A 26,922-nucleotide genomic window follows, 5' to 3' on the forward strand; every position below is an offset into this window, starting at 1 on the left:
ACACGCGGGGGACCGACGGGGGACAGGACGATGGGTGCGATGGGCGGGATCAGGGAGATGCCACAGGCGACCGAGGGGCCGGGCGCGGTCGACAGCGAGGCGCTGGCCACGCTGCACCGGGTCTTCGGATACGACGCTTTCCGGGGCGAGCAGGAAGCGGTCATCGAGCATGTCGTGGCGGGCGGTGACGCCGTCGTCCTTATGCCCACCGGCGGCGGCAAGTCACTGTGCTACCAGATCCCGGCCCTGGTCAGACCTGGTACGGGCGTGGTGATCTCGCCGCTGATCGCGCTCATGCAGGACCAGGTGGACGCCCTGCGTGCCCTCGGGGTGCGGGCCGGCTTCATCAACTCCACGCAGGACTTCGACGAGCGGCGCATGGTCGAGGCCGAGTTCCTGGCCGGCGAACTGGACCTGCTGTATCTGGCGCCGGAGCGGCTGCGCCTGGAGGGCACGCTCGACCTGCTCTCGCGCGGCAAGATCTCCGTCTTCGCGATCGACGAGGCGCACTGTGTGTCCCAGTGGGGTCACGACTTCCGCCCCGACTACCTGACGCTGTCCCTCCTCGGCGAGCGCTGGCCGGACGTCCCGCGCATCGCCCTCACTGCCACGGCCACCCGCGCCACCCACGAGGAGATCACCCAGCGGCTGAACCTGCCGACGGCCCGCCACTTCGTCGCCAGCTTCGACCGGCCCAACATCCAGTACCGGATCGTGCCCAAGGCCGACCCCAGGAAACAGCTGCTCGCCTTCCTGCGCGAGGAGCACCCGGGCGACGCCGGTATCGTCTACTGCCTCTCGCGCAACTCGGTGGAGCGGACAGCGGAGTTCCTGACCGCCAACGGCATCCAGGCGGTGCCGTACCACGCGGGCCTGGACGGAGGCCTGCGCGCCGCCCACCAGTCCCGGTTCCTGCGCGAGGACGGCCTGGTCGTGGTGGCGACCATCGCCTTCGGCATGGGCATCGACAAGCCGGACGTACGGTTCGTCGCCCACCTGGACCTGCCCAAGTCGATCGAAGGCTACTACCAGGAGACCGGCCGCGCGGGACGCGACGGACTGCCGTCCACGGCCTGGATGGCGTACGGCCTGAACGACGTCATACAGCAGCGCAAGCTGATCCAGTCCGGCGAGGGCGACGAGGCGTTCCGCCGCCGCGCATCCGCCCACCTCGACTCGATGCTCGCGCTGTGCGAGACCGCCCAGTGCCGCCGTGGCCAGCTGCTCGCGTACTTCGGCCAGGACCCTGACGCGGCGGGCTGCGGCAACTGCGACACCTGCCTCACCCCGCCGGAGACCTGGGACGGCACGATCGCCGCGCAGAAGGTGCTGTCGACGGTGGTGCGGCTGCAGCGGGAGCGCGGCCAGAAGTTCGGCGCCGTGCAGATCGTCGACATCCTGCTCGGCAAGCGCACCGGCAAGGTGATCCAGTTCGACCACGACCAGCTGTCCGTCTTCGGCATCGGGCAGGACCTCACCGAGGCCGAGTGGCGGGGTGCCATCCGGCAGCTGCTGGCGCAGGGTCTGCTCGCGGTCGAGGGGGAGTACGGCACTCTGGTGCTCACCGAGGCGAGCGGCTCCGTGCTGCGGAGCGAGCGGGAGGTACCGCTGCGCAAGGAGCCCAAGAAGCCGGCCGCCTCCCGGTCCAGGTCGGCCGGCGCCTCCGGTGGAGACCGCAAGGCCAAGGCCGCCGCGGCCGAGCTGCCCGGCGAACTCCTTCCGGCCTTCGAGGCGTTGCGTGCCTGGCGTGCCGAACAGGCCCGCGAGCAGGGCGTGCCGGCGTACGTCATCTTCCACGACGCCACCCTGCGGGAGATCGTCACCCGCAGGCCCGGCTCGGTGCGTGAGCTCGGCACGGTGAGCGGCGTCGGGGAGAAGAAGCTGGCGACGTACGGGGAGGGCGTGCTCGCCGTGCTGGCAGCCCTGGACGCCCCGGCCCCTACCGCAGGCGACGCGCAGGAGGCCGACTGGCCGGAGCCGCACGAGGAGTCGGAGCCGGAGCCGGACGACTGGATATAGCGGTCTGGTCCGGGGCGACACGCGGGAGCGTCGCCGTCACAGACCCCGAGCCGCGTACGCCCTGACGTCCGCGTCCGTGTCGACCGCGGCCGTGGCGAGGGCCGCGCGGGCCTCCTCCGTGGCCCGGTGCCGGGTCAGGGCGATCACCGCCGCCTTGCGCACGTCGGCGTTGGGGTCCGCCAGCGCCTTGGCCAGGGCGGGGACGGCGGTCCCGGGGGACGCGGCAGACAGCGCGGTGGCGGCGCCGGAGCGGACCTGCCAGGCGGGGTCGGACAGCGCGGCGACGGCACGGCGGGCGAGCGGGCCCGGGCAGCCGGTGCCGGCCAGGGCGGCGAACGCGGCCCCCCGCACCAGGGGATCGCCGTCCTCGGTGAGCCGGTCCAGGGCGGCGGCCAGCAGCTCCCGGTCGGCCGTGGCCGGGGACGCCGAGCCGACGGCGGCCAGGGCCTTGGCCACGGTGACCCGGATCTCCCGGGAGGGATCGTCCACGGCACCCGCCAGCGGTCCGACCGCGTCGACGGAGACCAGCGCTCGTACGGCTTCGGTGCGCACCGTGATGTCCGGGTCGTCCAGCGCCGCCGCGAACACCCCGGCCTCGCCGAGCCGCAGGGCGCGCAGTACGTCGAGGGCGGCGGCGCGGACCACGGGGTCGGCCGAGGCGAGCGCGCCGGTGAGGGCGGCGCCCAGGGCGGGTTCGGGAGGCAGGGTCTCGACCAGCTCGCGCAGCGAGGCAGCGGCTGCCGCGCGTACCTCGGCCTCGGGATCGGCCAGGGCGCCGGCCAGGGCCTGTCCGGTGCCGGGAGGCAGGGTCTCGGTGAGGACCGAGACGGCCGTACGGCGGACGGCGGGATCCGTGTCGGTCAAGTAGGCCTCGAACAGGGCGAGTTCGGGTTTCGCCTCGGCCAGCTCCAGCAGCTCCAGGAGCCGGGGTGAGGCGACGTCCGGCGCGCACCCCCGGTCGGCGGAGGCGGTGGCACGCGCGGACGTCGGTCCGGCCGCGACCGGCGCCACCTCACGCGGCCCGGCCGTGGCCACGTGCTCCGGACTGACCTCGCCCAGCTTCCGGGAGGGACCGCCGACCGGCGCGAACTCCTCGACCGGAACCAGGTACGGAGCCACGGGGCGCGCCGTGAACTCCATGGCACCAGAGGGGGACTTGTGCAGATCGAGATGGTGGAACCAGGAGATGTCGTCGCGGCCGGGGTGGTCGAGACGGTCGTGGTAGAGGCCCCAGCGGGACTCGGTGCGGGCGAGGGAGGCGCGAGCAGCCATCTCGGCGCAGTCACGGATGAACGTGACCTCGGCGCAGCGCATCAGCTCGTGCGGGGTGCGGGCGCCCATGGCGGCGATGTCGGCGCGCATCCGCTCGAAGGCCTCCAGGGCGAGCGAGAGCCGGGCGCCGGACTTCGGCGGTGCCACGTAGTCGTTCACGAAACGGCGCAGCTTGTACTCGACCTGGGGCTGCGGCGGGCCGTCGGGGTTGCACAGCGGGCGGTAGATCAGCTCATGCGCCTCACGCATCTGGTCCGCGGGAAGTTCACCCTCGTAGGCCGTGTACTGGGCGGCGTCCGCGCCCGCGAGGTCGCCGAAGACGAAAGCGCCGATCATGTAGTTGTGCGGGACGCAGGCGAGGTCGCCGGCGGCGTACAGGCGGGGGACGGTCGTACGGGCGTGGGCGTCGACGCGGACTCCGGAGGCGGAGTGGCCGCCGCACAGGCCGATCTCGGAGATGTGCATCTCGACGTCGTGGGTGCGGTAGTCGTGTCCGCGGCCGGCGTGGAAGGTGCCCCGGGTGGGCCGCTCGGTGGAGTGCAGGATCGACTCCAGAGCGGAGACCGACTCCTCCGGGAGATGGCTGAGCTTGAGGTAGACCGGGCCGCGGTCACTGGCGACCTCCTCGGCGAACTCGGCCATCATCTGCCCCGACCAGTAGTCGGAGTCGACGAACCGCTCGCCGTGCCGGTTGACCTGGTAGCCGCCGAAGGGGTTGGCGACGTAGGCGCAGGCCGGTCCGTTGTAGTCCTTGATCAGAGGGTTGATCTGGAAGCACTCGATGCCGGTCAGCTCGGCGCCCGCGTGGTAGGCCATGGCGTACCCGTCCCCGGCGTTGGTGGGGTTCTCGTAGGTGCCGTAGAGGTACCCGGAGGCGGGCAGGCCGAGCCGGCCACAGGCGCCGGTGGCGAGGATGACGGCGCCCGCGCGGACGGTGACGAAGGCGCCGGTGCGGGTGTGGAAGCCCGCGGCGCCCACGGCCCGCCCTTCCGCGGTCAGGACCCGGACCGGCATCACCCGGTTCTCGATCCGGATCCGCTCCCGCATCTCGTGCCGCCGCAACTGCCGGTACAGGACCTTTTTGACGTCCTTGCCCTCTGGCATGGGCAGTACGTACGAGCCGGAGCGATGCACCTGGCGCACCGCGTACTCACCGTGCTCGTCCTTCTCGAACTTGACGCCGTACGACTCCAGCCGCTGCACCATGGTGAAACCGCGGGTGGCGGTCTGGCGGACGGTGGACTGGTCCACGATGCCGTCGTTGGCGCGGGTGATCTCGGCGACGTAGTCGTCGGGTTCGGCACGGCCGGGGATGACCGCGTTGTTGACGCCGTCCATGCCCATGGCGAGCGCGCCGGAGTGACGGACGTGGGCCTTCTCCAGCAGCAGGACGTTCGCGCCGCGCTCGGCGGCGGTCAGGGCGGCCATGGTGCCGGCGGTGCCGCCACCGATGACGAGGACGTCGCAGGTCAGCTCCTCGGCGTCGGTGACGGGGGGAATCTCGGGGGAAAAGGTGGCGGGGGTGGTCACCGGGGTGCCTTTCAGGAGCCGAGCGAGGTGAGGATGTCGCGGCGCAGGGCCACGCGGGCCGGGTCGCCCAGGGCCCCGCGGTCACGTGGCCCGGGCACGTCCCGTACGGCGGCCACCCGGCCCGAGCCGAGCACGGCCACACGGTCGCCGAGGAAGAGGGCCTCGTCGACGTCGTGCGTGACGAAGACGACGGTCGCGCCCGTCCCGCGCAACACCTCCACCAGCAGGTCCTGCATGCCGGAGCGGGTCTGGGCGTCGAGGGCGCCGAAGGGCTCGTCCATGAGGACGGCGCGCGGGCTGTCGGCCAGTGCGCGGGCCAACTGGGCGCGCTGGCGCTGCCCGCCGGACACCCGGTGCGGCAACTGCCCGGCCTGCGCACTGAGTCCGACGCGGGCGAGCCAGGACTCGGCCCGGGAACCGCGTTCGGAGCGTGGTACGCCGCTGATGGCGAGCGGCAGTTCTACGTTCCCGCGCAAGGTGCGCCAGGGCAGCAGTGCGTCCTCCTGGAAGACCAGCGCGCGGTCGGCCGAGGCGCCAGCCAGCGGCCGCCCGTCCACCTCGGCGACGCCGTCCAACGGAGGCAGCAAGCCGGCGAGGGTGCGCAGCAGCGTGGACTTGCCACAGCCGGAGAGGCCGACGACGGTGAGGATCTCGCCTGGGGAGACATCCAGGTCGACGTCGTACAGCACCGGCGCGTCCGGGCGGCCGAGCACGGCGGAACGCAAGGCGAGCCGGGTGCCGCCTATGGCGCCCGATGCCGACGTGGTGGGAGCTGTGACGGTCTCAGACGAGGTGCTCATCGCGGGCCTCCTCGGCGTCCTTGTGGCCCTGTTGCTCGGGCTGGGCCTGGTGCTCGGAATCGTTGTCGGCACGAACGGAGACGGCGACAGGCCGGGGCACGCAGGTGCTGCGGCCACCGGGGACGTACGAGGTGCGGGGCAGCCAGTGGGTCAGGCGCCGGCCGAGGAGTTCCACGGCCGTGGAGGTGACCCAGCCGAGGACGCCGATCGTGACCATGCCGACGAAGACGCCCGGGTAGTTCACCACCGTGTAGTCCTGCCAGGTGCGGTAGCCGACCCCGTACTGGCCGGAGATCATCTCGGCGGAGATCACGCAGATCCACGACACGCCGATGCCGACCGACAGCCCGCCGAAGATGCCGGGCAGCGCGCCCGGCAGCACGACCGACCCGAGGATCCGCAGCCGGCCGCCGCCCATGGTGCGCACCGCCTCTTCCCAGACGGGGGTCAGCGCGCGGACCGCGTGCCGGGTGGAGACCAGCACGGGGAAGAAGGCGGCGGTGCAGGTGATGAAGACGATGCCCTGCTCGTTGGACGGGAAGAGGAGGATCGCGACCGGGACGAGGGCGATGGCCGGGATCGGGCGGATCACCTCCAGGACCGGGCCGAGCAGATCTTCGGCGAGGCGCGAGCGGGCCACGAGCACGCCGGTCGCCACGCCCAGAACGGCCGCCAGCGAGAAGCCGGTGAGGATCCGGGTGAGGCTGTCGGTGAGGTCGGTCCAGTAGTCGCTCCCGGAGAGCCGGTCCGCGAAGGCACGGGCCACGTCGGTGACCGTCGGGAACTGCGAGAAGCGCAGCCACAGGTCGACGTTCAGGCTGGTCAGCAACTGCCAAAGCCCGAGGAAAGCGGCGAGGGAGGCCGTCCGCAGCGCATAACGGACCAGGGGGCGCCGGCTCATGAGGCACGCTCCAGAGCCTCGCGGTAGGACACCGTACGGGCACCGCCGTGGGCGGCGACGTAGGTCTGCGCGGTCGCCGGTGTGACGAAGGGCAGCAGCTGGTCGCCGTCGGCCACCCACACCGCCTTGTCGGCGAACCAGAGGGTGCCGGTGGTGGGGTCAGGTACGTAGGCGGCGCGGATGTCGCCCCGGTGGCCGGCCACGTAGGTCAGCAGTTGCTTGGGGGACTTGAAGGAGACGGTCTTCTCGCTGCCCTTGGGCCATACCTCGCACGCGGCCGGCGGAGGTCCGGCGGCAAGCCGCCGGGCGTAGGAGGCGCCGAGGGCCTTCTTGATGTACCGGTCGTCGGTGAAGGAGCCCACGTCGATGTCGCCGGTCAGTTTGGCGGCCTTCAGTACGGACACGTCCTGTTTCAGCGCGGAGACCAGCTGCGGCTTGACGGCGGGGTCGAAGGTGGCGATGCCGTGGGCGCCGTTGTAGAGGTAGACGACCTCGGCGGGCAGGCCGGTGGCCTTCGCGACCTGCTCTGCGGCGGCCACGGGGTGGGAGTTGAGGTAGTCCGTCGCCTCTGCCTGGGCCTTGAGGAAGGCCTCCAGAACGCCGGGGTGCTGCTTGGCGAAGTCCTCGCGGGCGGTGACGCCGTGGAAGGTGGGCAGGTTCAGCTGGGCGCCGTCGTACAGGGCCTTCGCCTTTCCCTGGTAGGCGAGCAGGCCCGGCCAGGCGACGAACTGCGACAGGGCGTCCACGCCGCCGGAGGAGAGCGCCGAGGCGCCCACGGCAGGCTGCTGGTTGAGTTTGGAGATGCCCTTGTCCGGATCGATGCCGGCGCGTTGCAGGGCCCGTACGAGGGTGCCGTCGGCGGCGGATCCGACGCTTGTGGAGACCCTCTTGCCCGTCAGGTCCTGCAGGGAGGTGAGCTTCGATCCGGGCGCGGTGACGACGGTGTTCAGGCCGCCGCGCAGGTTGTAGCCGGTCACTGAGACCAGGTGGGTGGGGCGGCCGAGCTGTTCGCCGCGGGCCGCGTTGAGCAGCAGCGGGAAGTCGCCCATCGAGCCGATGTCGATCTTGCCCGCGGTCATCTGGGCGGTGATCGGGGCGCCGGTGGCGTAGTCCTGCCAGTCGACCTTGTAGGTGTGGCCGTCGTGCAGGGAGTCGAGCTGCTTCTCGAAGGAACCGAGGGAGCGCAGCAGAGTACCCGCGGTGACGGTGTTGATGGTTTTGGACTGGTAGCCGACGGTCACGGTGACCGTCGAGTCGCTGCCGGCCTCAGCGCTGCCGCCGCAGGCGGACAGGGGAAGGAGGAGCGCGGCGGCGGATGCGGCGACTGCCGTTCGTTTCATGGTGGTTGTACCTCTCACCGCAGCAGGTAGGGCATGTTGACCGTGACGGCTCCGGTGGGGCAGCGGGCTGCGCAGGGGCCGCAGTACCAGCACTCGTCGACGTGCATGTACGCCTTGCCGTTGGTCTCGTCGATGGCGAGGGAGTCCAGCGGGCACATGTCCACGCAGAGGGTGCAGCCGTCGATGCACTTCGACTCGTCGATGGTCACGGGCACGTCGGCCCGCTGGGGCGCCAAGGGCATGGCTGTCTCCAGGAAACGTGCAGGCAGGGGCGGGTGCGGCGGGGTGTCTACGACCGGTGGAGCAGGCCGCTCATGGTGATCCGGTCGCCGCGGAAGCGGATGAACTCCAGGTCGACGGGGCGGCCGTCGGCGAGGTGAGTGAGGCGTTCCAGCATGAGCACGGCGGCGCCGCGCGGGGCCTGGAGCACGGCGGCGGAGTGGGCGTCCGCCGTCACCGCCTCCAGGGTGATCTCGGCATGGCCGAGGGGCTGTCCGGTGATGGCTTCCAGGAGGCGGAAGACATCGGTGTTCTCAAGGTCGGCGCCGAGCAGGGCGGTGCCGATGTCGAGCGGGATGTAGGTGAGGTCGAGGGAGAGGGGGAGGCCGTTCAGGCGGCGCAGGCGTTCGATGTAGAGGACGTCGGCGCCGGCGGGGACGTGGAGGCGGTCGGCGACCGGGCTGGGCGCGGGGGCGGGGCCCATGGTGCGGACCTCGTTGGTGACGCGACCGTGCTCGCGGAGGGTTTCCGCGAGGCCCATGAGACGGTCGAGCCCGTGCGGGTATTTCCGGGCGACGACCACGGTGCCGACTCCGGGCAGCCGTTCCACCAGTCCCTCGGCCCTGAGGAGGTCCAGGGCCTGGCGAACGGTGTTGCGGGAGGCGCGGTAGTCGGCGGCGAGGGTGGACTCGTGGGGAAGGGGGCCGTTCTGGAAGGCGCCGGTGAGGATCTGGTGGCGCAACAGGTCGGCGAGCTGCCGGGCCCGGTCCGCACGCAGCCGACGACGCGTGCGGTGGGCGGCGACCGTGGTCGCGGCGCCCTGACCGGCGTGGTCTCGGGGACGGTCGGTGGGTGGCATGGCTGGAACCATACCGATGCGGTAGGGAAAGTCGTGTTGCCGAAGTGTTGCGCCAGGTGAGGGGGCGTTGGATATGCCGCTGACCTGTGGGCTCTCCTCTCCGGACGGGAAGATCTGCCACTCGGCGGCAACCTGGCGAACCCGCCCGGGACGACGCCGTCAGGACAGTGCGGTCAGTCCCGGCGCGAACGTGATGAGAAGCGGTAGCAACGGCACCAGGGCGGCCACCGCAGTCGTCAGGGCCCGGTGCCGGCGCAGCAGCCGTGGCGGCGGTTCCAGCAGCCGGTCCACGCGTTCGCCGAGGAGGCGGCGGCTGGAGTCACAGGACAGGACGCCACGGTGCTGGTTCAGCTCGATCAGCGCGAGGGCCGTGGTGAGGTGGCCGCAGCGCCGGGATGCCGTGTCGTCGGCGGCCAGCTCGACCAGGCGGTGCGTCTGGTCACAGAAGTGGGCGAACAGCGGCACGCGCGGGAAGCCCGTGGCGAGCGCGGTGGACAGGTGCAGCAGCCAGTCGTGGTGGGCACGCGCGTGCCCGCGCTCGTGGGTGAGGACGGCGTCCAGCTGGTGGTCGGTGAGCCGGTGGAGCGCGCCCGTGGTGACGACCAACTGCGGTGGGTGTCCGGGCATCCACCAGGCGTCCGGGTACTCGTCCTCCAGCACCAGCATCGGGCCGCGTGCCGCCGGCAGTCCGGCCGGCAGGTCGGGGGCGCGCTCCCGGAGCTGTGCGCGGGCCTGGCCACGGCTGCGGCGGGCTTCGAAGAGTTCCCGCGCCAGCATCGCCGTCGTCCAGGCCGCCCCGCAGGCGAGCAGCACGGTGAGGGTGGCGGCCCACACCGGCGCGGAGGAGAGGTCGTAGGCGGCGGTGACGGAGGGCGGTGCGGGGGCGAACACGCGGTCGCGGACGGTGTGGAAGACGGCCGCTGTGCCCAGGACCAGTGCGGCCAGGCAGCACAGCAGGACGGTGGCGACCAGGCACTGCCACACCCACAACGCGACCACGGGGTCCCGCTCGGGCCATGCGGCACGGGTCAGCGCGCGCGGCGCCGGCAGGGCGGCCGTCAGGGCGACGACGCTCAGCAGGAGCAGGCAGACGGTCATGCCGGGGCTCCGGTTCCTGGTCGGAGAGTTGTGCGGGTGTCAGGTGGTGCGGGTGGTGCGGGGCGATGCGCCGAGGGCGCCTCGTGGGGTCCGTGTCCGCGCCCCAGTATGACGGTGCGGGGCGGCGGGAGTCAGGGCTCGAGCAGTGATCCGTTCCGCGTATCCGGCCGCCTGTCCGCGCATCCGGCCGCCTGCTCCCCGGCTTGCCCGTTTGCCGCCCCGCAGGATGGGGAGGCCCTACGCCTCCCGGTCCCGCAGAGCCTGCCGCACCGCCTCCAGGAGTCCACGATGGTCGCTCCGGCGGACTCGTCGATCTCCTGCTACGAGGCGCCGGTCACCCCGGCGCCCCTTGTCCGACGCCGCGCGCCGCGGCGCCGCTCAGCCCGCCACGACGCGTCCGCTGACCTCCCCCAGTCCGACCCGGCGTCCGTCCGCGCCGGGGGCCCAGGCCGACAGGGTCACCACGTCGCCGTCCTCCAGGAAGGCCCGCTTGCCCTCGGGGAGTTCGAGAGGGTCGCGGCCGTTCCAGGTCAGCTCCAGCAGCGAGCCGCGCTGACGCTCCTCGGGGCCGCTCACCGTGCCCGAGCCGTACAGGTCGCCGGTGCGCAGCGAGGCGCCGTTCACCGTCATGTGGGCGAGCTGCTGGGCGGCGGTCCAGTACATGGTCGAAAAAGGCGGCTCGGAGACCACGTGGCCGTTGATGGCGATGGAAATCCGCAGGTCGTAGCCGCCGGGCTCGATGCCGGGTGCCGAGTCGTCCAGGTAGGGCAGCAGCGGGTGCGTGCGCTCCGGAGGCGCCACGCGCGCGTGCTCCAGCGCGTCCAGCGGGGTGATCCACGCCGACACCGAGGTCGCGAAGGACTTGCCGAGGAAGGGGCCGAGGGGGACGTACTCCCAGGCCTGGATGTCCCGTGCGGACCAGTCGTTCAGCAGGCACAGCCCGAAGACGTGCTCGCGGAAGTGGCCGAGCGCGACCGGCCGGCCCAGTCCGGACGGCACGCCCACGACGAAGCCGACCTCGGCCTCGATGTCCAGCCGGACCGACGGGCCGAAGACGGGTGCCGGGTCGGCCGGGGCCTTGCGCTGCCCGGACGGCCGTACGACGTCCGTGCCGGAGACGACGACCGTGCCGGAGCGGCCGTGGTAACCGATCGGGAGGTGCTTCCAGTTGGGGGTGAGGGAGTCCTCGGCGTCCGGGCGGAAGATCTGGCCGACGTTGCGGGCGTGGTTCTCCGAGGCGTAGAAGTCGACGTAGTCCGCCACCTCGAAGGGCAGGTGCAGGGTCACCTCGGACAGGGGGTGGAACAGCGGCTCGACGGCCTCGCGGTGTGCGGGGTCCGTGATCCAGGCCGTGATGGCGCGCCGTACCTCTGTCCAGGCCGGGCGGCCGGCGGCCAGCAGTGCGTTGAGGGTGGGCCGCGCGAGCAGCGTGTGGTGCGGCGAGCCGAGGGCGGCCGCCGCGGCGCCCGCGTCGAGGACCTGGTCCCCGAGCCGGACACCGACCCTCCGCTCCGTGCTGCCGGAGGGCGAGAACACGCCATAGGGAAGGTTGTGCGGGCCGAAGGGGTCGCCCTCGGGGACGTCGAAGGGGGGCATGGGGTGCTGCCTCACTCTCATCCGGGCCGTGCATGGCGCTCGTTCCATGTGGTCGCGCCACACGTTACGGCCGTGATGCGTGTCTTGGGCAGAGCCTCCTGCGACACCCGTCACGGTGTCCGAAACGTGTGTGTCGCAGGGCCTTCGAAAGGTTGCCCGCATCCTGGCTAAAGAGTTCGCAATGTCCGAATAGGCCTTGTCGGAGGCGGCAATTCCGGCTTAGCGTCCTTTGGGGACACGGACGGGGTGGGTCCGTTCCGTTGGGGGGACACGTGGGGGGACCCGTGGCCGGAGACACCGTCGGTGTGCCGTTCGAGGCGGACCGGGACGTACCAGGGCTGATCGTCAAGTTCGGCGACTATCCGCTGCACCATGGCGGTGTCGGCGCGATCCGCAGCCTGGGTCGGCTCGGCGTGCCCATGTACGCCATCACCGAGGACGCCTACACGCCCGCGGCCTCCTCCCGCTATCTGAAGAAGGCCTTCGTGTGGCCGACGACCGGCGCGGAGGACGCGGGCCGCCTGGTCGAGGGCCTGCTGCGCATCGGCCGCCGCATCGGCCGCCCCGCCGTCCTCGTCCCGACCGACGAGGAGGCCGCCGTACTGATCGCCGAGCACCAGGACGAGCTGGCCGGTTCCTTTCTCTTCCCGCGCGTCGACCCCGCGCTGCCGCGTCGGCTCGCCAGCAAGCAGGGCTTGCACGAACTGTGCCTGGAACACGGCATCGCGACCCCCGCGTCGGCGTTCCCGGAGTCGTACGAGGACATCGTCGCCTTCGCGGACTCGGCCCGCTTTCCGGTGGTGGCCAAGAACCGGGAGGCGTTCGTCCGGCGCAAACAGCCCGCCGTCAACGGCACCACGCGGATCGCCACCCGTGAGGGCCTGCTCACCCTCGCGCGTGACTGGGGCGAACGGCCGGGGGTGATCCTCCAGGAGTACCTGCCGCGCGAGGAGGCCGAGGACTGGATCGTGCACGCCTGCTTCGACCAGGACGCAAGCCCGCTCGCGCTGTTCACCGGTGTCAAGGTCCGCTCGTGGCCGCCGCACGCCGGCATGACGGCGAACGCGTACGTCGTCGACAACCCGGAACTCACCGACCTCGCCGCGCGTTTCATCAAACAGATCGGCTACAGCGGCATCATCGACCTCGACCTGCGCTTCGACCGGCGCGACGGACAGTACAAGCTCCTCGACTTCAACCCGCGCACGGGCGCCCAGTTCCGGCTGTTCGAGAACGAGTCGGGCGTGGACGTCGTACGCGCCATGCACCTGAACCTGACCGGCCGCCCCGTTCCGGAGGGGGAACAGCGCGCCGGCCACCGCTACATCGTGGAGAACATCGACCTCCCCGCCCTCCTCGCCTACCGCCGCAGCGGCTATACGACGCCGCACGCGCCGGCGAAGGCGAGCGGGACGGAGCTGGCCTGGCTCGCGGGTGACGACCCGCTGCCGTTCCTCACGATGCTCGCCCGCTTCGTGCGCCCGGGCGCGAAGCACCTCTATCAGCTGTGGCGGACCAATCGCCGCGGCAGCGGCACCTCCACGAAGTAGGCAAAGCCACACAAAGAGTGGCGCACCATGTCCTGGGGAGGGACTTCGTGACTCGACCGGTTGCAGTCATCGGGGCCGGGCCGTTCGGCCTGTCCACCGCCGCCCATCTGCGGGCGCGCGGCATCCCCGTCCGCGTCTTCGGCGACCCCATGGTCAGCTGGAGCGACCACATGCCCGAGGGCATGCTCCTGAAGTCCACGCCCGCCGCCTCGAACTTCGACTGCCCGCAGCCCGGCCACACCCTCGCCGACTACTGCGACGCGGCCGGGATCAGGCGCCTGGTGGCCGACGAGGACATCATCCCGGTGGATACGTTCATCGCCTACGGTGAGTGGTTCCAGCAGAAGCTGGTCCCCGACCTGGAGCGGGTGCGGGTCGTCTCCGTGGACCGCGACAAGAGCGGCTGCTTCGAGCTGAAGCTGGACTCGGGGGAGATGTTCACCGCGCGCGCGGTCGTCGTCGCCACCGGTCTGGCGGGCCTCGCGCACCTGCCCGCGGAGCTCGCGGGAGCCGCGGCCGACGGGCCGGCGGCCACCGGCCCGGTCTCGCACAGCTCCCAGCATCACGATTTGCGCCGTTTCGCCGGCAAGGAGCTCATCGTGGTCGGCTCCGGCCAGTCCGCGCTGGAGACGGCGGCGCTCGCCGCCGAGGCGGGGGCACGCGTGCGTGTCGTCGCGCGCGGCCGCGGCCGGGTCGCCTTCGGCGCGCCGCCCTGGGAGCAGCCGAAGCTGCGCCCCGAGTCCCCGTTCGGCCGCGCCTGGTCGCTCTGGGCGTTCAGCTACTACCCGCACCCCTACCGCTATCTGCCCGAGGCCACCCGCCACTTCCTGGTCCGCCGCGTGCTCGGACCGCTCGGCGCCTGGTGGCTGCGCGAGCGCTTCGAGAGCGCGGTGCAGGTGCAGGACGTGGCGCGAGTGGTGAGCACCGAGGCACCGGACGGCAGCCCCGTCCTCACCGTCCGCACCCACGGCGGGCACATCGAGCGGCTCACCGCCGACCACGTCATCGCCGCTACCGGCTACCGTGTCGACGTCGCGGCGATGGACTTCCTCGGCCATGAGCTGCGCACCCGGCTCGCGGTGAGCCGCGGCACACCGAAGCTCGGCCCCGGCTTCGTCTCGTCCGTTCCCGGCCTGTACTTCACCGGCCTGCCGGCGGCATCGTCGTACGGCCCGGTGATGCGCTTCGTCTGCGGCACGGAGTTCGCCTCCCCACGCCTGGCGAAACACGTGGCGTCGGCCCACGGCTGAGGCCGCCGGCCGCGCCTGAGCCCCCCGTCAACAATCATCAACGAGGAGCCGGTCGGCACTACTTGGGGTGGACCAGTACGTAAGTGCGCAGGACGACAAGGTGAGTCGGCGGGGCCCGGTATCCGTATTCTCTGATCATGGCAGCCACCCCCGCATACGCACTGATCGCCACCGACCTGGACGGAACGCTGCTGCGCGGCGACGACACCGTCTCCGACCGGTCGCTCGCCGCGCTCGCGCGGGTGGCGCGGGCCGGCGCCCGGCACCTGGTGGTGACGGGCCGCCCGGCCCCGCGGGTACGGCCGCTGCTGGCACACCTCGGCTGTACGGGGCTCGCGGTGTGCGGGCAGGGCGCACAGGTCTACGACGCCGGGACCGGCCGCCTGCTGTGGTCGGTCCGGCTGGACCGGGAGCTGGCCGAGACCGCGCTCGGCAAGATCGAGGCCGAGGTGGGGCAGGTGTACGCGGCCGTCGACCAGGACGGGGTCGAGGGGCTCACGCTCATCGAGCCCGGCTACCGGATGCCGCACCCGACCCTGCCCGCGGTCCGGGTCGGCCGGCGCGACGACCTGTGGTGCGCGCCGATCAGCAAGGTGCTGCTGCGCCACGCCGGACTGTCCGACGACGAGTTGGCGGCCATCGCACGCGCGGTGGTGGGCTCGCTGGCCACGGTCACCATGTCCGGGCCGGGGACCGTGGAGCTCCAGCCGTCCGGGGTGACCAAGGCGACCGGTCTCGCGCTGGCCGCCGAGCGGCTCGGGATCGCGGCGGAGGAGGCGCTGGCGTTCGGCGACATGCCCAACGACATCCCGATGTTCGACTGGGCCGGACACGGAGTCGCCATGGCCAACGCGCACCCCGAACTCAAGGCGGCGGCCGACGAGATCACCCTGTCGAACGAGCAGGACGGCATCGCGGTCGTCCTCGAAAGACTGTTCCCGACCGACTGACCGGCACATCAGTACAGGACCGTGCCCAGCGCCCCGGCCCGCCCTGTACACGACCGTCCTCGGTGCACGGGTGTCCCAGGTGCACGGCCGTCCCCGGAAGAGTGACGGCCGCCCGGCGCGTGCCCCTCCGTCAGGTGTGGGCACACGCCGGGCGGCCGATTCCGCGCCGGTCGGCGGGACCGTCAGTACGCGCTGAACACGTTGTCGATCGACCCGTACCGGGCGGCGGCGTAGTTGCAGGCCGCGGTGATGTTGGCGACCGGGTCGTAGGGGTCGAAGGAGGTGCCGGCCACGTGGTACGCGTTGAAGGTCGGGTCGATCACCTGGAGCAGACCCTTGGACGGGATGCCCGCGGCGGCGTTGGAGTCCCAGAGGTTGATGGCGCGCGGGTTGCCGGAGGACTCCCGCATGACGTTGCGGTAAATGCCGTTGTAGGTGCCCGGGATGCCCTTCTGGGCCATGATCGCGAGGGACTCGCGGATCCAGCCGTCGAGGTTGTTGGGGTACCCGGCGACGGTGGTGGCGGCGGTCTTGGTGGTCGTGCCGGTGGCCGCGGAGGCGCTGGTGGCGCCGACGAGCGACACAGCGAGGACGGCGGCACCGGTGCCGGCGACGGCGAAGGCACGGGCGAGGCGGGTGGTGCGGGTGCGGCGGGGCTGAGCGGCAGCGGGCATGAAGGAAGTCCTCTCCGGCGCCTGCGAGGTGAGCTGTCGGGTTCGGGCGGGGAGGTGCCCGGCCTTGCCTTCGTGCGAAGACAGGGCTTCACCCCTAGCCGTTCCGGCGCGGCGTGTGCCGTCCGGTCCGGCGGACTTACCTGGGTCCCCCGCTCCTGCCGTACGAATGAGTTCGTCGATGGGTTACGCGGGCGGCGGCAGGATTCGGCGTCCGCCCGACGGCCGGAACGTATGCGAGAGCACATGTCGGGAACAAGTACTCGATTCACACAACGCACCATTTGACCTTTGTCTGTGCCGTTTGGGGTACTTGATCCTTTGCGTTTGCCAACCCTCAACTCGCCGACAGGGGAAGGGGAGAGGAGGCCTGACGGCTCCACGGCGCCGAAGGTCGTGCGTGACTCAACTCACGAAATAACAAAGTATTTCAAATCAGACATAGGGGATTTGGGTGGGTCGGGCGGGTGGTGGTGGAACCCGCGACGCGGCGCCTGTCGTTGTCCGGGGCGTAGGTATTACTCCGCTCGCCTCCTCGGCTCGCGACAAACCGTGCCTGTTCCTGTTAAGTCGATGAATGTCCGCTCATATCACTTGATCAAAAACATACTGGTCGTGATCCGATACCGCCCAGGCTGGACCGGTGGGCGCTATCGGTGATCGAAACAGGACCGGATACGCTGACTTGAGTGATGGCAGCGACCTATCGACAAACCGTGTAATCGCCAGCAGACACCAGCAGACAGGAGACCCCTCGTGACCGTCGTCGGGCCGTTCGGGCTGAGCGTGCGGGACCAGGCTCTGGAAGCCGATGTCCAGGCCGGATTGGCGGCTGTCGAGGAAGGCTTGCTCGAGGCCACCAAGAGTGAGGTCCCGTTCATCACGGAGGCCGCGCAGCACCTCGTACGAGCCGGCGGGAAGCGGTTCCGGCCGCTGCTCGTGATGCTCGCGGCCCAGTTCGGCGACCCCTACGCGCCGGGCATCGTGCCGTCGGCCGTCGTCGTGGAGCTGACCCATCTGGCCACGCTGTACCACGACGACGTCATGGACGAGGCGGCCGTGCGGCGCGGCGTGGCCAGCGCCAACACCCGCTGGGGCAACTCCGTCGCGGTCCTCACCGGCGACTTCCTCTTCGCCCGCGCCTCCCAGATCCTCGCCGACCTGGGCCCCGAGGCGGTCCGGGTGCAGGCCCTCGCCTTCGAGCGGCTGGTCACGGGCCAGATCCTGGAGACCGCCGGCCCCTCCGACGGCCGCGACCCGGTCGAGCACTACCTGGACGTGCTCGGAGGCAAGACGGGCTCGCTGGTGGCGGTCTCCTGCCGGTTCGGCGCGATGATGTCCGGCGCCGACGAGACCGTCGTGGACGTGCTCACCCAGTACGGCGAGCGGCTCGGGGTCGCCTTCCAGCTCGCCGACGACGTCCTGGACATCGCCTCCGACTCCCACGAGTCCGGCAAGACCCCGGGCACCGACCTGCGCGAGGGCATCCCGACCCTGCCCGTGCTCCGGCTGCGCGAACGCGCCGCCCGCCTCGGTCTGCCCGAGGACATCGCGCTGTGCGACCTGCTCGACTCCGACCTCAGCGACGACGCCCGGCACGCCGAGGCGCTGGCCGCGCTGCGCGCCCACCCCGCGCTGGAGCAGGCCCGCCGCGACACCGTCCGGTACGCGGAGGAGGCCCGCGCCGCGCTGGCGCCGCTGCGGGAGTGCGACGCCAAGGCCGCGCTGCTGGAGCTGTGCGACGCGGTGGTGCACCGCGCCGGCTGACCCGGCCGCCCGCCACGCCACGCCTCTGGTTGTACGACCGGCACGCCTCCGGCTGTGCGCCGCGCCGCGTGTCGGCCGTACGTCACGGCCCGCCGCCTGCGGGGCACGCCTCCGGCTGTGCGCCGCGCCGCGTGTCGGCCGTACGTCACGGCCCGCCGCCTGCGCCGTCTGCCGCACCGCGCTTCCGGCCGTACTCCACGGCCCGCCCCGCCGCCCGCCGCGCCGCGATTCCGGCCGTGCGGATCCGGCGCGCTTCGGCCGTGCGTCGCGCGCCTTCGGCCGTGCGACCGGCCCGGATCCGTCCATCCGTACGGCCCTGCGCCATCGGTACGACCGTCCGGCCCGTGCATCCGTACGCCCCCTGCGCGCCCGTAAAGCCCCGTCCGTTCCGGTGAGACCCCTACGGGTCGGCGGAGTCGCGGCCCCCGCGTGTCATACCGCAGGCGTACGCGGAGTTGGCTCCGAGGTCTGACGCTTCCTCATGGCTGATTTGGTGAGATGGAAGCCACGGAAATCACCACTCCTCACCGATTCGGGTGAGAATGGCGGCTCTGGTGGACCAGCGTGACAACAGCCGCCGCCGACGACGGAGGTAAGGCACACATGGCACCGTACGAATCCGACGACGCAGTGGACGCCGCGCGAGTGGACGCCGCGCGTGACGAGGAGCGGCAGGCCGGGCGCCGCAGGGCCGCCCGTTACGCGGTCCCGGTCGCCGTGGTGGGGGTCGCGGCGGCCACGATCGGTCTGGTCCCGGCGCTCGCCGCCTCCGGCGACCCCGACCTGCCCAGGATCACCGCGCAGCAGCTCATCGAGAAGATCGCCAAGTCGGACGTGCAGCAACTGTCCGGCACCGTGCGGATCGACACCGACCTCGGCCTGCCCAACCTCGGCGGCCTGGCGAACAACCTGTCCTCCGCCGCCGGCAAGGGCTCCGGCGACGGCTCCTCCGCCGATCCGCAGTCCCAGCTCACCTCGCTGGTCTCCGGCACGCACACGCTGCGCGTGGCCGCCGACGGCCCCGAGAAGCAGAAGCTGTCGCTGCTGGAGAGCGGCTCCGAGTACAGCCTCATCCACAACGGCAAGAACATGTGGGGCTACGACAGCAAGACCAACGAGGTGTACCACGGCACCTCGGCCGACTCCGGCAAGGAGCACAGGGCCGAGCCCCCGGCCACGCCGAAGGACTTCGCCAACCAGGCGCTGAAGTCGGTGGACGGCACCACGTCCGTCACCGTCGACGGCACCGAGCGGGTCGCCGGGCGCGACGCCTACAAGCTGCTGATCAAGCCCAGGCAGTCCGGCACCACGGTCGGCGCCATCAGCATCGCCGTCGACGCGAAGACGGGTACGCCGCTGAAGTTCACGCTGACGCCGAAGAGCGGCGGCGCCGCCGTCCTCGACGTGGGCTTCACCCAGGTCTCCTTCGGGAGGCCGGCCGCGTCCACCTTCGACTTCGCCCCGCCCAGGGGTGCGAAGGTGACGGAGGAGAAGAAGGACTCCGCGGCTCGCAAGCACGCGCCTGAGTCCGGTGGGGACTTCGCCAAGGGCATGAACGGCGCCGAGGTCCTCGGCAAGGGCTGGACGTCCATCGCCACCTTCGACACCGGCGCCAAGGGCGGCCTGCCGACCGGCTCCCGGGGCGGTGACCTCGGCGGCTTCCTCGGCTCGCTGGGCGACAAGGTCTCGGGCAAGTTCGGCAAGGGCACGGTCTTCTCCACCCGCCTGGTCAACGCCCTGATCACCGACGACGGCAAGGTGTACGCCGGCGCGGTGACCAAGGACGCCCTGGTGAAGGCGGCGAACGCGGGAAAGTGAGCCCTTCCGGGCACTACGGACCGTGACCGTACGTTCACCCTTCACGGAGGCGCGAACCGAGGGGGAGCCGATGGACGGAACGTCCGCCACGGAGCGGGAGGCGGGAAACGCGGGGAAGCGTGCCCCGGGGCAGGTGGAGGACGCGGGGAAGCCTGCCCCGGGGCCCGCGGAGGCGAGCGTCATCGCCACCCGCGGCCTCACCAAGCGCTACCGCGGCGGACAGCTCGCCGTCGACGGCCTCGACCTGACCGTCCCGGCGGGCAGCGTCTTCGGCTTCCTCGGTCCGAACGGCTCGGGAAAGACCACCACCATCCGCATGCTGATGGGCCTGATCGAGCCCACGGCCGGCACGGTCCGCGTGCTGGGCCGCCCGATGCCCCGGGCGGCCCGGTCCGTCCTCCCACAGGTCGGCGCGCTCATCGAGGGCCCCGCGCTGTACGGCTTCCTCTCCGGCCGGGACAACCTGCTGCGCTACGACGCCGCCGACCCGACCGCCGACCCCCGCACCCGGCACGCCCGCGTCGCCGCCGCCCTGGACCGGGTGGGTCTCGCGGCCGCCGCCGGCAAGAAGGCGAAGGCGTACTCGCTGGGCATGAGACAGCGCCTCGGACTTGCCGCCGCGCTGCTCCAGCCGCGCCGGCTGCTCGTCCTGGACGAGCCCACCAACGGCCTCGATCCGCAGGGCATGCGCGAGATCCGCACCCTGATCCGTGAGCTGGCCGCCGACGGCACGACCGTCTTCCTCTCCTCCCACCTCCTCGACGAGATCGAGCAGGTCTGCACGCACGCGGCGGTCATGACGCGGGGCCGGCTCGTCACCCAGGGCGCGGTGGCCGACCTGGCGTCCGGGGCGCGCGGACGGCTGGTGGTGACCACCCCGGATCCGGCCGAGGCGGCCCGTGTGCTGAAGGAGCAGGGCGTCGGGGACGTCACCGCCGAGGGCGGGAGGGTCACCGGCGAACCGCCCGCGCGGGACCTCGCCGAGGTGAACGCGGCCCTGGTCGTGGCGGGGGTCCGGGTTCGGGGATTCACGGTCGAACGGGCCTCGCTGGAGGACGCGTTCGTGGCGCTGACGGGGGAGGGCTTCGATGTCGCGGGCTGAGACGGTCCCCGTGTCCGAGGCGGTCGCCGCATCCGCCGCCCGCAGGCCGAGCCCCCTGTGGACGCTCGGTCTGCTGCGCAGTGAACTGGTCACGACCCTCCGCCGCGGGCGCACGCTCGCCCTGCTCGGGGTGCTGGCCGCCGTGCCGGTACTGGTCGGGATCGTCGTGAAGATCCAGACGCGGGGCGGCGGGACGGCGGACCACAGCGGTCAGGGCCCGGCGTTCATGACGCAGATCACCAACAACGGTCTGTTCCTGGTGTTCACGGCACTGGCCGCGACCCTGCCGGTCTTCCTGCCGATGGCCGTCGGGGTCGTCGCGGGCGACGCGATAGCCGGCGAGGCGGGCACGGGCACCCTGCGCTATCTGCTGGTCGCCCCGGCCGGCCGCACCCGGCTGCTGCTCACCAAGTACACGACGGTGATGGCCTTCTGCCTGCTGGCCACGCTGGTCGTGGCCTGCTCGGCGCTGATCGTGGGCGCACTGCTCTTCCCGCTGGGCGACCTCACGACCATATCCGGCACCCGGATCAGCTTCACCGATGGCCTCGGCCGGGCCCTGCTGATCGCCCTGGTGGTCGCCGCCTCACTGGTCGGCATGGCGGCGCTCGGCCTGTTCGTGTCGACGCTCACGAACAGCGGCATCGCGGCGATGGCGACCACCGTCGGCATACTCATCACGGTCCAGATCCTGGACCAGATACCCCAGTTGCACGCGGTGGGCCCGTACCTGTTCTCGCACTACTGGCTGTCCTTCGCCGACCTGGTGCGCGACCCCGTCTACTGGGACGACCTGGTGAAGAACCTAGACCTCCAGGCGCTGTACGCGGCCGTGTTCGGCTCGGCGGCCTGGGCCCGGTTCACGACGAAGGACATCAGCGCGTAGGGCTAGCCGACGGACGTCTCGTACGGGAAGCGCGCGAACGGCGGATCCTGGGCGAAGAAGGTCTTCGCGCGTGCCAGCGCGTCGGTGTCCTTCAGCACGTCACCCGGGGCGCTGCCGTTGCCCAGCAGCACCCCGCCGAAGCGCATCCCCATGTAGGCGGCGGAGTTGTTGAGCGTGCCGGTGTAGGGCTCGGCGACCGACTGCTCGGTGTGGGCGAGCGCGGCGATGCCCCAGAGCGTGCGCCCGGCCAGGGTCGCCTTGAAGTCGACGCCCGGGGTGCGCAGCCAGCCCGACCAGTGGTCCAGGTAGCGCTTGGTCAGGCCGGACACCGAGTACCAGTACAACGGCGAGGCGATCACGATGTCCGTGGCCGCGAGGGTGGCGTCCAGCAGCAGTCCGGTCGCGCTGTCCGAGGGCGGTCGTACGTGCTCGCTGTCGTGCCGCAGGTCCGCGAAGTCGGGCAGCGGGTGCTCGGCCAGACGGATCCAGCGCTGTTCGACGTCACCGGGCAGCTGCTCGGCCGCCGCGCGGGCCAGCAGTTCGGTGTTGCCCTCGGCGCGGGCGCTGCCCAGGACGAAGAGAAAGCGACGGCTCATGGGTCCCCCCGGGGGCGTGCTGTCGTACGACGAATAAAGGCACATGCATTTTATGCACACGCAAGCTGTTGGCGCCAGGGCGGGGCTGGTGCGAGGCTGTGACGCTGCGGTGACGCGGAAACCGCAGGGAGGCCGACACACTGGTCGGCAGGACGCGTACGACCGGATCGCGACGCCGGGGGAGTGAGGGAAAACCGATGTCTCGAGTCAGCTTCGAGAAGAAGCGGGCGCAGCAGCCCGCCCCGCATCCGGCGGTGGTAGCGGTCCGGGTGTTCGGCGCGGGAGGCGCGTCGGTGGGCGGGACGTCGGTGGTGGCGGCGCCGGGTGAGGAGATCCAGCAGGCCGTCCTCAACCATCTCCAGCGGCTGGCCATCAGCGTCGGCACCCCCATACGCGCCACGATCCACGACGACCGCGCGGGCTGCGTGGTTCCCCTGGAGGTATCGGCGGACGGCTCCAGCCGGGTCACCGGCCGGGCGGTACGGGCGGCCGTGGCTTCCCAGGTGACCGTGCCTACGCCTGAGGAGGCGCGGGATGTGTCCCCGGTGAAGCAGCCGGCGCCCGTGCCGGCCGGGGCCGTGCAGGCGCCGACGGGGCAGTTCGGCCCCGCGCCGGTCATGTCGGTCACGAAGGCCCTGGTGCCCGTGGTCGAGCTCTCCGAGCCCGAGCCCGAGCCCGAGCCCGCCTCCACCCCGACTCCCACCCCCGCCCGCGGCTTCGACGCCGTCGCCGAGGAGGTGCTCGGGGACGTGCCCGTCACCGAGACGGCGGAGGGGGCCGAGTTGCTCACCGAGCCGATGACGCGGATCAACGAGGCCGTGCGCTCCGGCCGTATCGAGACGGCGGTGCAGCTCGCCGACCGCACGGTCACCGAGGCGATCACCCTGCTGGGCCCCGGTCATGCCGAGGTGCTGCACCTGCGGGAACTGTCCGCCTACATCGCCTACTTGGCAGGCGACCCGGTCGGCGCCTGCCGGCAGTCCCTGGACCTCGCCCGGCTGCGCCGGCAGGCGCGGGACGCGGAGGCCGCCTACGGCAACGTACAGAGCGCGACCACCGCGTGGCGGGCGGTGCGCGATCCCGAGGAGGGGCTGCGGCTGGGCCGCGACCTCATCGAGCTGTGGGCGGACCTCACCACCGAGCCGGGTCCCGCCGCCGACGACCCGCGCCCGCTGGAGTCCGCCCGCGCCCGCATGGTCCGCCTGACCGACCGAGCGGCCCGCGCCGCACAGTCGTAACCGGCGACAGCCCTACTGCACGCAGAACTCGTTGCCCTCAGGGTCCGCCATCACCACCCACTCGCCCGAGGGTTCCTTCACCTCGTTCAGCACCCGCGCGCCCAGCGCCCGAAGCCGTTCCACCTCGTCGGCGCGCCGGCCCGCGCCGGCGTGCAGGTCGAGGTGGAGCCGGTTCTTGACGGTCTTCGGCTCCGGCACGCGCTGGAACAGCAGCCGCCGCCCGAGCCCGGTGCCGCTCTCCGGGTCGTACGGGTCGTCGGGGTGCCGTACGGCGATCAGGTCGCGGAAGGCGGGCCGGCCGTGGTACTCGGCCGTGGCCTCGCCGGGCAGCGCGCCGAGGGACAGCAGCCGGTTTACCAGGGCGCTGTTGTCCTCGGCCGTGTAGTGCAGCGCGGCGGCCCAGAAGTCGGCCTGGGCGTGCGGGTCGGCCGCGTCGATGACGAGCTTCCAGTGCAGCGGGGCGGGGGCCTCGGAGGGTGGTTGAGTCGACATGCTCACCACTTATAGCGGCGGGCACTGACATCGGCGGCGAGTGCGGACATCAGCGGCGGGCACCGACGTCGGTGGCGTCCACCGGATCCCGTACCCGCCGGTTCGGAGAGCCGCCGGTTCAGGCTTCCACGGGCGCCGCGTCGGGCGTCTCCACGCGGGGCGGGCCGAGAGGCTCCCTCGGCCTGCGTGCGGCGCGCAGCGCGTCGCCCGTGAGCAGCATCAGCGCCAGCCAGACCAGCGCGAACCCGGCCCAGCGCTCGGGCGGCATGGCCTCGTGGAAGTAGAGGATGCCGAGCAGGAACTGGAAGACGGGCGCCAGGTACTGCAGCAGGCCCAGCGTGGACAGGGGCACGCGGATCGCCGCCGCGCCGAAGCAGACCAGCGGCAGTGCGGTGACGAGGCCGGTGGAGGCGAGCAGGGCGGCGTGACCGGTCCCGTCGTTCAGGAAGCCGGCCTTGCCGTGTGCGCCGAGCCACAGCAGATAGCCGAGTGCGGGCAGGAACTGGATCGCGGTCTCGGCGGCCAGCGACTCCAGGCCGCCGAGGGCGACCTTCTTCTTGACCAGGCCGTAGGTGGCGAAGGAGAACGCGAGGACGAGCGAGATCCACGGCGGGCGGCCGTAGCCGACGGTCAGGACGACGACGGCGGCGAGGCCGACGGCGACCGCGGCCCACTGCGCGGGCCGCAGCCGCTCCTTCAGCAGCAGCACGCCCATCGCGATCGTCACCAGCGGGTTGATGAAGTACCCGAGGGAGGCCTCCACCACATGGCCGGAGTTCACGGACCAGATGTAGACGCCCCAGTTCACGGTGATGACCGCGGCGGCGACGGCGATGAGCCCGAGCCGGCGCGGCTGGCGCAGCAACTGCCCGACCCACGCCCAGCGCCGTACGAAGAGCAGGGCGACGGCGACGACGACCAGGGACCACACCATGCGGTGGGCGAGGATCTCGACCGCCCCGGCGGGCTTCAGCAGGGGCCAGAACAGGGGCACCAGGCCCCACATGCCGTAGGCGGCGAAGCCGTTCAGCAGGCCTATCCGGTGCTCACCCTTGGACTTCCCGGCCATGGGCCCCTCCTTCTCGCATCAGGCACGCGAGAAGGAAGGTAGCGCCGAGCACCCCGGGCTGTCATGCCCGTATCGCCATACGGTCATGACAGTCCGAGGGATGTCGGGCGGCTCAGCCCTTGAGCGCGGCGGTGACCGCCTCCGCCAGCGGGGTGGTGGGACGGCCGATCAGTCGCGAGAGGTCCCCGGAAGGCACCACGAGCTCGCCCTTCTCGACCGAGGCGTCCACGCCGGCCAGGATGGCGGCCAGCGGCCCGGGCAGCCCGGCGCCGGTCAGGATGCCGGCGAGGGCCTCGACGGAGACCGGGGTGTAGGCGATCTCCTTGCCGGTCTGCCGGCTCAGCTCGGCCGCGTACTCGGCGAAGCTCCACGCCTCGTCGCCGCCCAGCTCGTACGTCTTGTTCTCGTGGCCCTCGCCGGTCAGCACCGCGGCCGCGGCGGCGGCGTAGTCGGCGCGGGCGGCGGAGGAGACCCGGCCGTCGCCGGCGGCCTGGACGACCGCGCCGTGCTCCAGCACCGGGGCCAGGTTCTCGGTGTAGTTCTCGTGGTACCAGCCGTTGCGCAGCAGGGTGTACGGCAGGCCGGAGGCGAGCAGCACCTCCTCCGTCGCGCGGTGGTCGTCCGCGAGCGCGGCCGTCAGGCTGCCCGGGGCGCTGGTGTAGGCGAGCAGCGCCACCCCGGCGGCCTTCGCGGCGTCGATGACGACCTGGTGCTGCCGCACCCTGCCCTTGTCGAACTCGTTGCCGGAGATCAGCAGGACCTTGTCACCCGCGGCGAACAGGCCGTCGAAGGTCTCGGGCGCGTTGTAGTCGGCGACGGCCAACGTCACCCCGCGGGCCGCGAAGTCGGCGGCCTTCGCCTCGTCGCGTACGACAGCGGTGATCTCCTCCGCGGGAACCTTCTCCAGCAGCTGTTCCACGACGTGCCGGCCGAGGTGTCCGGTGGCTCCGGTGACGACGATGCTCATGGTTCGCAACTCCTTGTGGGATGCCGTGTGTCTCGTATGACACTCACCCTAGGAGGGGCGCTAACCAAGCGAAAGTACCCACTTTGAAGTAAGGTACTGGTATGGCGGTAAGTAACGGGCGCGTTCATGAGGCCGAGGCGCTGTGCCCCTACCGGCTGGTCCTGGAGCATGTCACCAGCCGGTGGGGCGTCCTTGTCCTGATCGAGCTGCTGGAGCGGCCGTACCGGTTCAGTGAGCTGCGCCGGGCGATCAGCCGCTACGGCGGGCGGGGTGTGAGCGAGAAGATGCTCACCCACACCCTGCAGACCCTGGAGCGCGATGGCCTGGTCCACCGGGACGCCAAGCCGGTCATCCCGCCCCGCGTCGACTACTCCCTCACCGGCCTCGGCCGCGAGGCGGCGCACCAGGTACGCGCCCTCGCCGAGTGGACGCACGACCGCATGGACCGGGTGGAGCAGGCCCGCCGGGCATACGACGAGGCCCGGGACATCCAGTCCCGGGCCTCCTAGCCGAACCGAAGGCGGCGGCCTCAGCCGACGACGGTCCAGGTGTCGCCGCCGGCGAGGAGGGCTGCGAGGTCGCCCTTGCCCTTCTGCTCGATGGCGGTGTCGAGCTGGTCGGCCATGGCGGTGTCGTAGACGGGGCGGTCGACCGAGCGGAAGACGCCGATGGGGGTGTGGTGCAGGGTGTCGGGGTCGGCGAGGCGGGAGAGGGCGAAGGCGGTGGTGGGGGACGCGGCGTGGGCGTCGTGGACCAGGACTTCGGCTTCGTTCTCCGGTGTGATGGTGACGACCTCCAGGTCGCCGGTGGCCTTGTTGCGGAGGACCCCGCGTGTGCTGTCGGGGCCGAAGCGGATCGGCTGTCCGTGTTCCAGGCGGATGAGGGCTTCCTGGGCCTGTTGCTGGTCCTTGAGGGCGTCGAAGGCGCCGTCG

General features: G+C 71.8%; 23 protein-coding genes, 1 pseudogene and 1 riboswitch. Of the genes and pseudogenes, 10 read left to right on the forward strand and 14 right to left on the reverse strand.

The window, feature by feature from the left end; translation table 11 throughout:
* The first annotated feature begins 30 nt into the window (after positions 1 to 30).
* Complete coding sequence (gene recQ, locus ACWDEN_RS40975) at positions 31 to 2,019, forward strand: DNA helicase RecQ (RefSeq protein WP_450863051.1); 1,989 nt, start codon at positions 31 to 33, stop codon at positions 2,017 to 2,019.
* Between the two features lie 36 nt (positions 2,020 to 2,055).
* On the opposite strand, the gene ACWDEN_RS40980 is transcribed toward recQ, so the two are convergent.
* From ACWDEN_RS40980 to fahA, 8 genes are all read right to left on the reverse strand, one after another.
* Positions 2,056 to 4,821, reverse strand: a complete 2,766-nt coding sequence (locus tag ACWDEN_RS40980; RefSeq protein WP_450863053.1) for a fumarate reductase/succinate dehydrogenase flavoprotein subunit — start codon at positions 4,819 to 4,821, stop codon at positions 2,056 to 2,058.
* Between the two features lie 11 nt (positions 4,822 to 4,832).
* Positions 4,833 to 5,621: an ABC transporter ATP-binding protein gene (locus ACWDEN_RS40985; RefSeq protein ID WP_450863055.1), complete on the reverse strand. Its 789-nt coding sequence runs from the start codon at positions 5,619 to 5,621 to the stop codon at positions 4,833 to 4,835.
* Complete coding sequence (locus ACWDEN_RS40990) at positions 5,605 to 6,522, reverse strand: ABC transporter permease (RefSeq protein WP_450863057.1); 918 nt, start codon at positions 6,520 to 6,522, stop codon at positions 5,605 to 5,607. The genes ACWDEN_RS40985 and ACWDEN_RS40990 overlap by 17 nt, the downstream gene beginning before the upstream one ends.
* Positions 6,519 to 7,862 (reverse strand): ABC transporter substrate-binding protein, encoded by a 1,344-nt coding sequence (locus ACWDEN_RS40995; protein ID WP_450863059.1) that lies wholly within the window; start codon positions 7,860 to 7,862, stop codon positions 6,519 to 6,521. Before ACWDEN_RS40995 ends, ACWDEN_RS40990 begins: the two co-directional genes overlap by 4 nt.
* 14 nt (positions 7,863 to 7,876) lie before the next feature.
* On the reverse strand, positions 7,877 to 8,104 hold the full coding sequence (locus ACWDEN_RS41000; RefSeq protein ID WP_031166915.1) for a 4Fe-4S dicluster domain-containing protein: 228 nt from the start codon (positions 8,102 to 8,104) through the stop codon (positions 7,877 to 7,879).
* Positions 8,105 to 8,151: 47 nt separating this feature from the next.
* Positions 8,152 to 8,940, reverse strand: a complete 789-nt coding sequence (locus tag ACWDEN_RS41005) for a GntR family transcriptional regulator (protein ID WP_351617450.1) — start codon at positions 8,938 to 8,940, stop codon at positions 8,152 to 8,154.
* A gap of 159 nt (positions 8,941 to 9,099) precedes the next feature.
* Positions 9,100 to 10,038: a M56 family metallopeptidase gene (locus ACWDEN_RS41010; RefSeq protein WP_351617453.1), complete on the reverse strand. Its 939-nt coding sequence runs from the start codon at positions 10,036 to 10,038 to the stop codon at positions 9,100 to 9,102.
* Positions 10,039 to 10,416: 378 nt separating this feature from the next.
* Entirely contained in the window at positions 10,417 to 11,634 is a 1,218-nt protein-coding gene (fahA, locus tag ACWDEN_RS41015) for a fumarylacetoacetase (RefSeq protein WP_351617455.1), read from the reverse strand.
* Between the two features lie 305 nt (positions 11,635 to 11,939).
* Between fahA and ACWDEN_RS41020 the strand changes: the two genes are divergently transcribed.
* The 3 genes from ACWDEN_RS41020 (at position 11,940) to ACWDEN_RS41030 (ending at position 15,384) form a co-directional block, all read left to right on the forward strand.
* Positions 11,940 to 13,184, forward strand: coding sequence for a carboxylate--amine ligase (locus ACWDEN_RS41020; RefSeq protein ID WP_351617489.1), 1,245 nt, complete (start codon positions 11,940 to 11,942; stop codon positions 13,182 to 13,184).
* A gap of 47 nt (positions 13,185 to 13,231) precedes the next feature.
* On the forward strand, positions 13,232 to 14,434 hold the full coding sequence (locus tag ACWDEN_RS41025; protein ID WP_351617457.1) for an FAD-dependent oxidoreductase: 1,203 nt from the start codon (positions 13,232 to 13,234) through the stop codon (positions 14,432 to 14,434).
* Between the two features lie 137 nt (positions 14,435 to 14,571).
* Positions 14,572 to 15,384, forward strand: a complete 813-nt coding sequence (locus tag ACWDEN_RS41030; RefSeq protein WP_450863062.1) for an HAD family hydrolase — start codon at positions 14,572 to 14,574, stop codon at positions 15,382 to 15,384.
* A 182-nt stretch (positions 15,385 to 15,566) separates the two neighbouring features.
* On the opposite strand, the gene ACWDEN_RS41035 is transcribed toward ACWDEN_RS41030, so the two are convergent.
* Positions 15,567 to 16,058 carry a transglycosylase SLT domain-containing protein gene (locus tag ACWDEN_RS41035; RefSeq protein ID WP_351617461.1) on the reverse strand — a complete coding sequence of 164 codons (492 nt, stop codon included), beginning with the start codon at positions 16,056 to 16,058 and terminating at the stop codon, positions 15,567 to 15,569.
* Between the two features lie 5 nt (positions 16,059 to 16,063).
* Positions 16,064 to 16,246: riboswitch (cyclic di-AMP (ydaO/yuaA leader) on the reverse strand.
* Between the two features lie 565 nt (positions 16,247 to 16,811).
* Between ACWDEN_RS41035 and ACWDEN_RS41040 the strand changes: the two genes are divergently transcribed.
* The 4 genes from ACWDEN_RS41040 to ACWDEN_RS41055 all read left to right on the forward strand — a co-directional run bounded on the left by ACWDEN_RS41040 (position 16,812) and on the right by ACWDEN_RS41055 (position 21,628).
* On the forward strand, positions 16,812 to 17,822 hold the full coding sequence (locus ACWDEN_RS41040) for a polyprenyl synthetase family protein (RefSeq protein ID WP_351617464.1): 1,011 nt from the start codon (positions 16,812 to 16,814) through the stop codon (positions 17,820 to 17,822).
* A 603-nt stretch (positions 17,823 to 18,425) separates the two neighbouring features.
* On the forward strand, positions 18,426 to 19,640 hold the full coding sequence (locus ACWDEN_RS41045; protein WP_450863065.1) for a LolA family protein: 1,215 nt from the start codon (positions 18,426 to 18,428) through the stop codon (positions 19,638 to 19,640).
* A 70-nt stretch (positions 19,641 to 19,710) separates the two neighbouring features.
* A complete protein-coding gene (locus ACWDEN_RS41050; protein WP_450863067.1) occupies positions 19,711 to 20,742 on the forward strand; it encodes an ATP-binding cassette domain-containing protein in 1,032 nt (343 codons plus the stop codon).
* Positions 20,729 to 21,628 carry an ABC transporter permease gene (locus ACWDEN_RS41055; RefSeq protein WP_450863068.1) on the forward strand — a complete coding sequence of 300 codons (900 nt, stop codon included), beginning with the start codon at positions 20,729 to 20,731 and terminating at the stop codon, positions 21,626 to 21,628. The genes ACWDEN_RS41050 and ACWDEN_RS41055 overlap by 14 nt, the downstream gene beginning before the upstream one ends.
* 2 nt (positions 21,629 to 21,630) lie before the next feature.
* On the opposite strand, the gene ACWDEN_RS41060 is transcribed toward ACWDEN_RS41055, so the two are convergent.
* Positions 21,631 to 22,224, reverse strand: coding sequence for a flavodoxin family protein (locus tag ACWDEN_RS41060; protein WP_450863070.1), 594 nt, complete (start codon positions 22,222 to 22,224; stop codon positions 21,631 to 21,633).
* A gap of 293 nt (positions 22,225 to 22,517) precedes the next feature.
* On the opposite strand from ACWDEN_RS41060, the gene ACWDEN_RS41065 reads away from it, so the two are divergent.
* On the forward strand, positions 22,518 to 23,462 hold the full coding sequence (locus tag ACWDEN_RS41065) for a hypothetical protein (protein ID WP_450863077.1): 945 nt from the start codon (positions 22,518 to 22,520) through the stop codon (positions 23,460 to 23,462).
* A 12-nt stretch (positions 23,463 to 23,474) separates the two neighbouring features.
* On the opposite strand, the gene ACWDEN_RS41070 is transcribed toward ACWDEN_RS41065, so the two are convergent.
* The 3 genes from ACWDEN_RS41070 to ACWDEN_RS41080 form a co-directional block, all read right to left on the reverse strand.
* Positions 23,475 to 23,954, reverse strand: a complete 480-nt coding sequence (locus tag ACWDEN_RS41070; protein WP_450863071.1) for a VOC family protein — start codon at positions 23,952 to 23,954, stop codon at positions 23,475 to 23,477.
* A 118-nt stretch (positions 23,955 to 24,072) separates the two neighbouring features.
* On the reverse strand, positions 24,073 to 25,023 hold the full coding sequence (rarD, locus tag ACWDEN_RS41075) for an EamA family transporter RarD (protein ID WP_351617482.1): 951 nt from the start codon (positions 25,021 to 25,023) through the stop codon (positions 24,073 to 24,075).
* A 112-nt stretch (positions 25,024 to 25,135) separates the two neighbouring features.
* Positions 25,136 to 25,990, reverse strand: a complete 855-nt coding sequence (locus ACWDEN_RS41080) for an SDR family oxidoreductase (protein ID WP_450863073.1) — start codon at positions 25,988 to 25,990, stop codon at positions 25,136 to 25,138.
* Between the two features lie 101 nt (positions 25,991 to 26,091).
* On the opposite strand from ACWDEN_RS41080, the gene ACWDEN_RS41085 reads away from it, so the two are divergent.
* Positions 26,092 to 26,499, forward strand: a complete 408-nt coding sequence (locus ACWDEN_RS41085; protein ID WP_450863075.1) for a winged helix-turn-helix transcriptional regulator — start codon at positions 26,092 to 26,094, stop codon at positions 26,497 to 26,499.
* A gap of 20 nt (positions 26,500 to 26,519) precedes the next feature.
* On the opposite strand, the pseudogene ACWDEN_RS41090 reads toward ACWDEN_RS41085, so the two are convergent.
* A pseudogene (locus ACWDEN_RS41090) lies at positions 26,520 to 26,922 on the reverse strand (2-oxoacid:ferredoxin oxidoreductase subunit beta); the annotation flags it as partial.

The organism is Streptomyces sp. NPDC001153 (assembly GCF_053598315.1).

Bases quoted from the DNA above. Each gene is read 5' to 3' on its own strand.
- recQ (WP_450863051.1), top strand. From the start codon at position 31: ATGGGTGCGATGGGCGGGATCAGGGAGATGCCACAGGCGACCGAGGGG.
- ACWDEN_RS40985 (WP_450863055.1), bottom strand. From the start codon at position 5,621: ATGAGCACCTCGTCTGAGACCGTCACAGCTCCCACCACGTCGGCATCG.
- ACWDEN_RS40990 (WP_450863057.1), bottom strand. From the start codon at position 6,522: ATGAGCCGGCGCCCCCTGGTCCGTTATGCGCTGCGGACGGCCTCCCTC.
- ACWDEN_RS40995 (WP_450863059.1), bottom strand. From the start codon at position 7,862: ATGAAACGAACGGCAGTCGCCGCATCCGCCGCCGCGCTCCTCCTTCCC.
- ACWDEN_RS41000 (WP_031166915.1), bottom strand. From the start codon at position 8,104: ATGCCCTTGGCGCCCCAGCGGGCCGACGTGCCCGTGACCATCGACGAG.
- ACWDEN_RS41005 (WP_351617450.1), bottom strand. From the start codon at position 8,940: ATGCCACCCACCGACCGTCCCCGAGACCACGCCGGTCAGGGCGCCGCG.
- ACWDEN_RS41010 (WP_351617453.1), bottom strand. From the start codon at position 10,038: ATGACCGTCTGCCTGCTCCTGCTGAGCGTCGTCGCCCTGACGGCCGCC.
- fahA (WP_351617455.1), bottom strand. From the start codon at position 11,634: ATGCCCCCCTTCGACGTCCCCGAGGGCGACCCCTTCGGCCCGCACAAC.
- ACWDEN_RS41030 (WP_450863062.1), top strand. From the start codon at position 14,572: ATGGCAGCCACCCCCGCATACGCACTGATCGCCACCGACCTGGACGGA.
- ACWDEN_RS41035 (WP_351617461.1), bottom strand. From the start codon at position 16,058: ATGCCCGCTGCCGCTCAGCCCCGCCGCACCCGCACCACCCGCCTCGCC.
- ACWDEN_RS41045 (WP_450863065.1), top strand. From the start codon at position 18,426: ATGGCACCGTACGAATCCGACGACGCAGTGGACGCCGCGCGAGTGGAC.
- ACWDEN_RS41050 (WP_450863067.1), top strand. From the start codon at position 19,711: ATGGACGGAACGTCCGCCACGGAGCGGGAGGCGGGAAACGCGGGGAAG.
- ACWDEN_RS41055 (WP_450863068.1), top strand. From the start codon at position 20,729: ATGTCGCGGGCTGAGACGGTCCCCGTGTCCGAGGCGGTCGCCGCATCC.
- ACWDEN_RS41060 (WP_450863070.1), bottom strand. From the start codon at position 22,224: ATGAGCCGTCGCTTTCTCTTCGTCCTGGGCAGCGCCCGCGCCGAGGGC.
- ACWDEN_RS41070 (WP_450863071.1), bottom strand. From the start codon at position 23,954: ATGTCGACTCAACCACCCTCCGAGGCCCCCGCCCCGCTGCACTGGAAG.
- rarD (WP_351617482.1), bottom strand. From the start codon at position 25,023: ATGGCCGGGAAGTCCAAGGGTGAGCACCGGATAGGCCTGCTGAACGGC.
- ACWDEN_RS41080 (WP_450863073.1), bottom strand. From the start codon at position 25,990: ATGAGCATCGTCGTCACCGGAGCCACCGGACACCTCGGCCGGCACGTC.
- ACWDEN_RS41085 (WP_450863075.1), top strand. From the start codon at position 26,092: ATGGCGGTAAGTAACGGGCGCGTTCATGAGGCCGAGGCGCTGTGCCCC.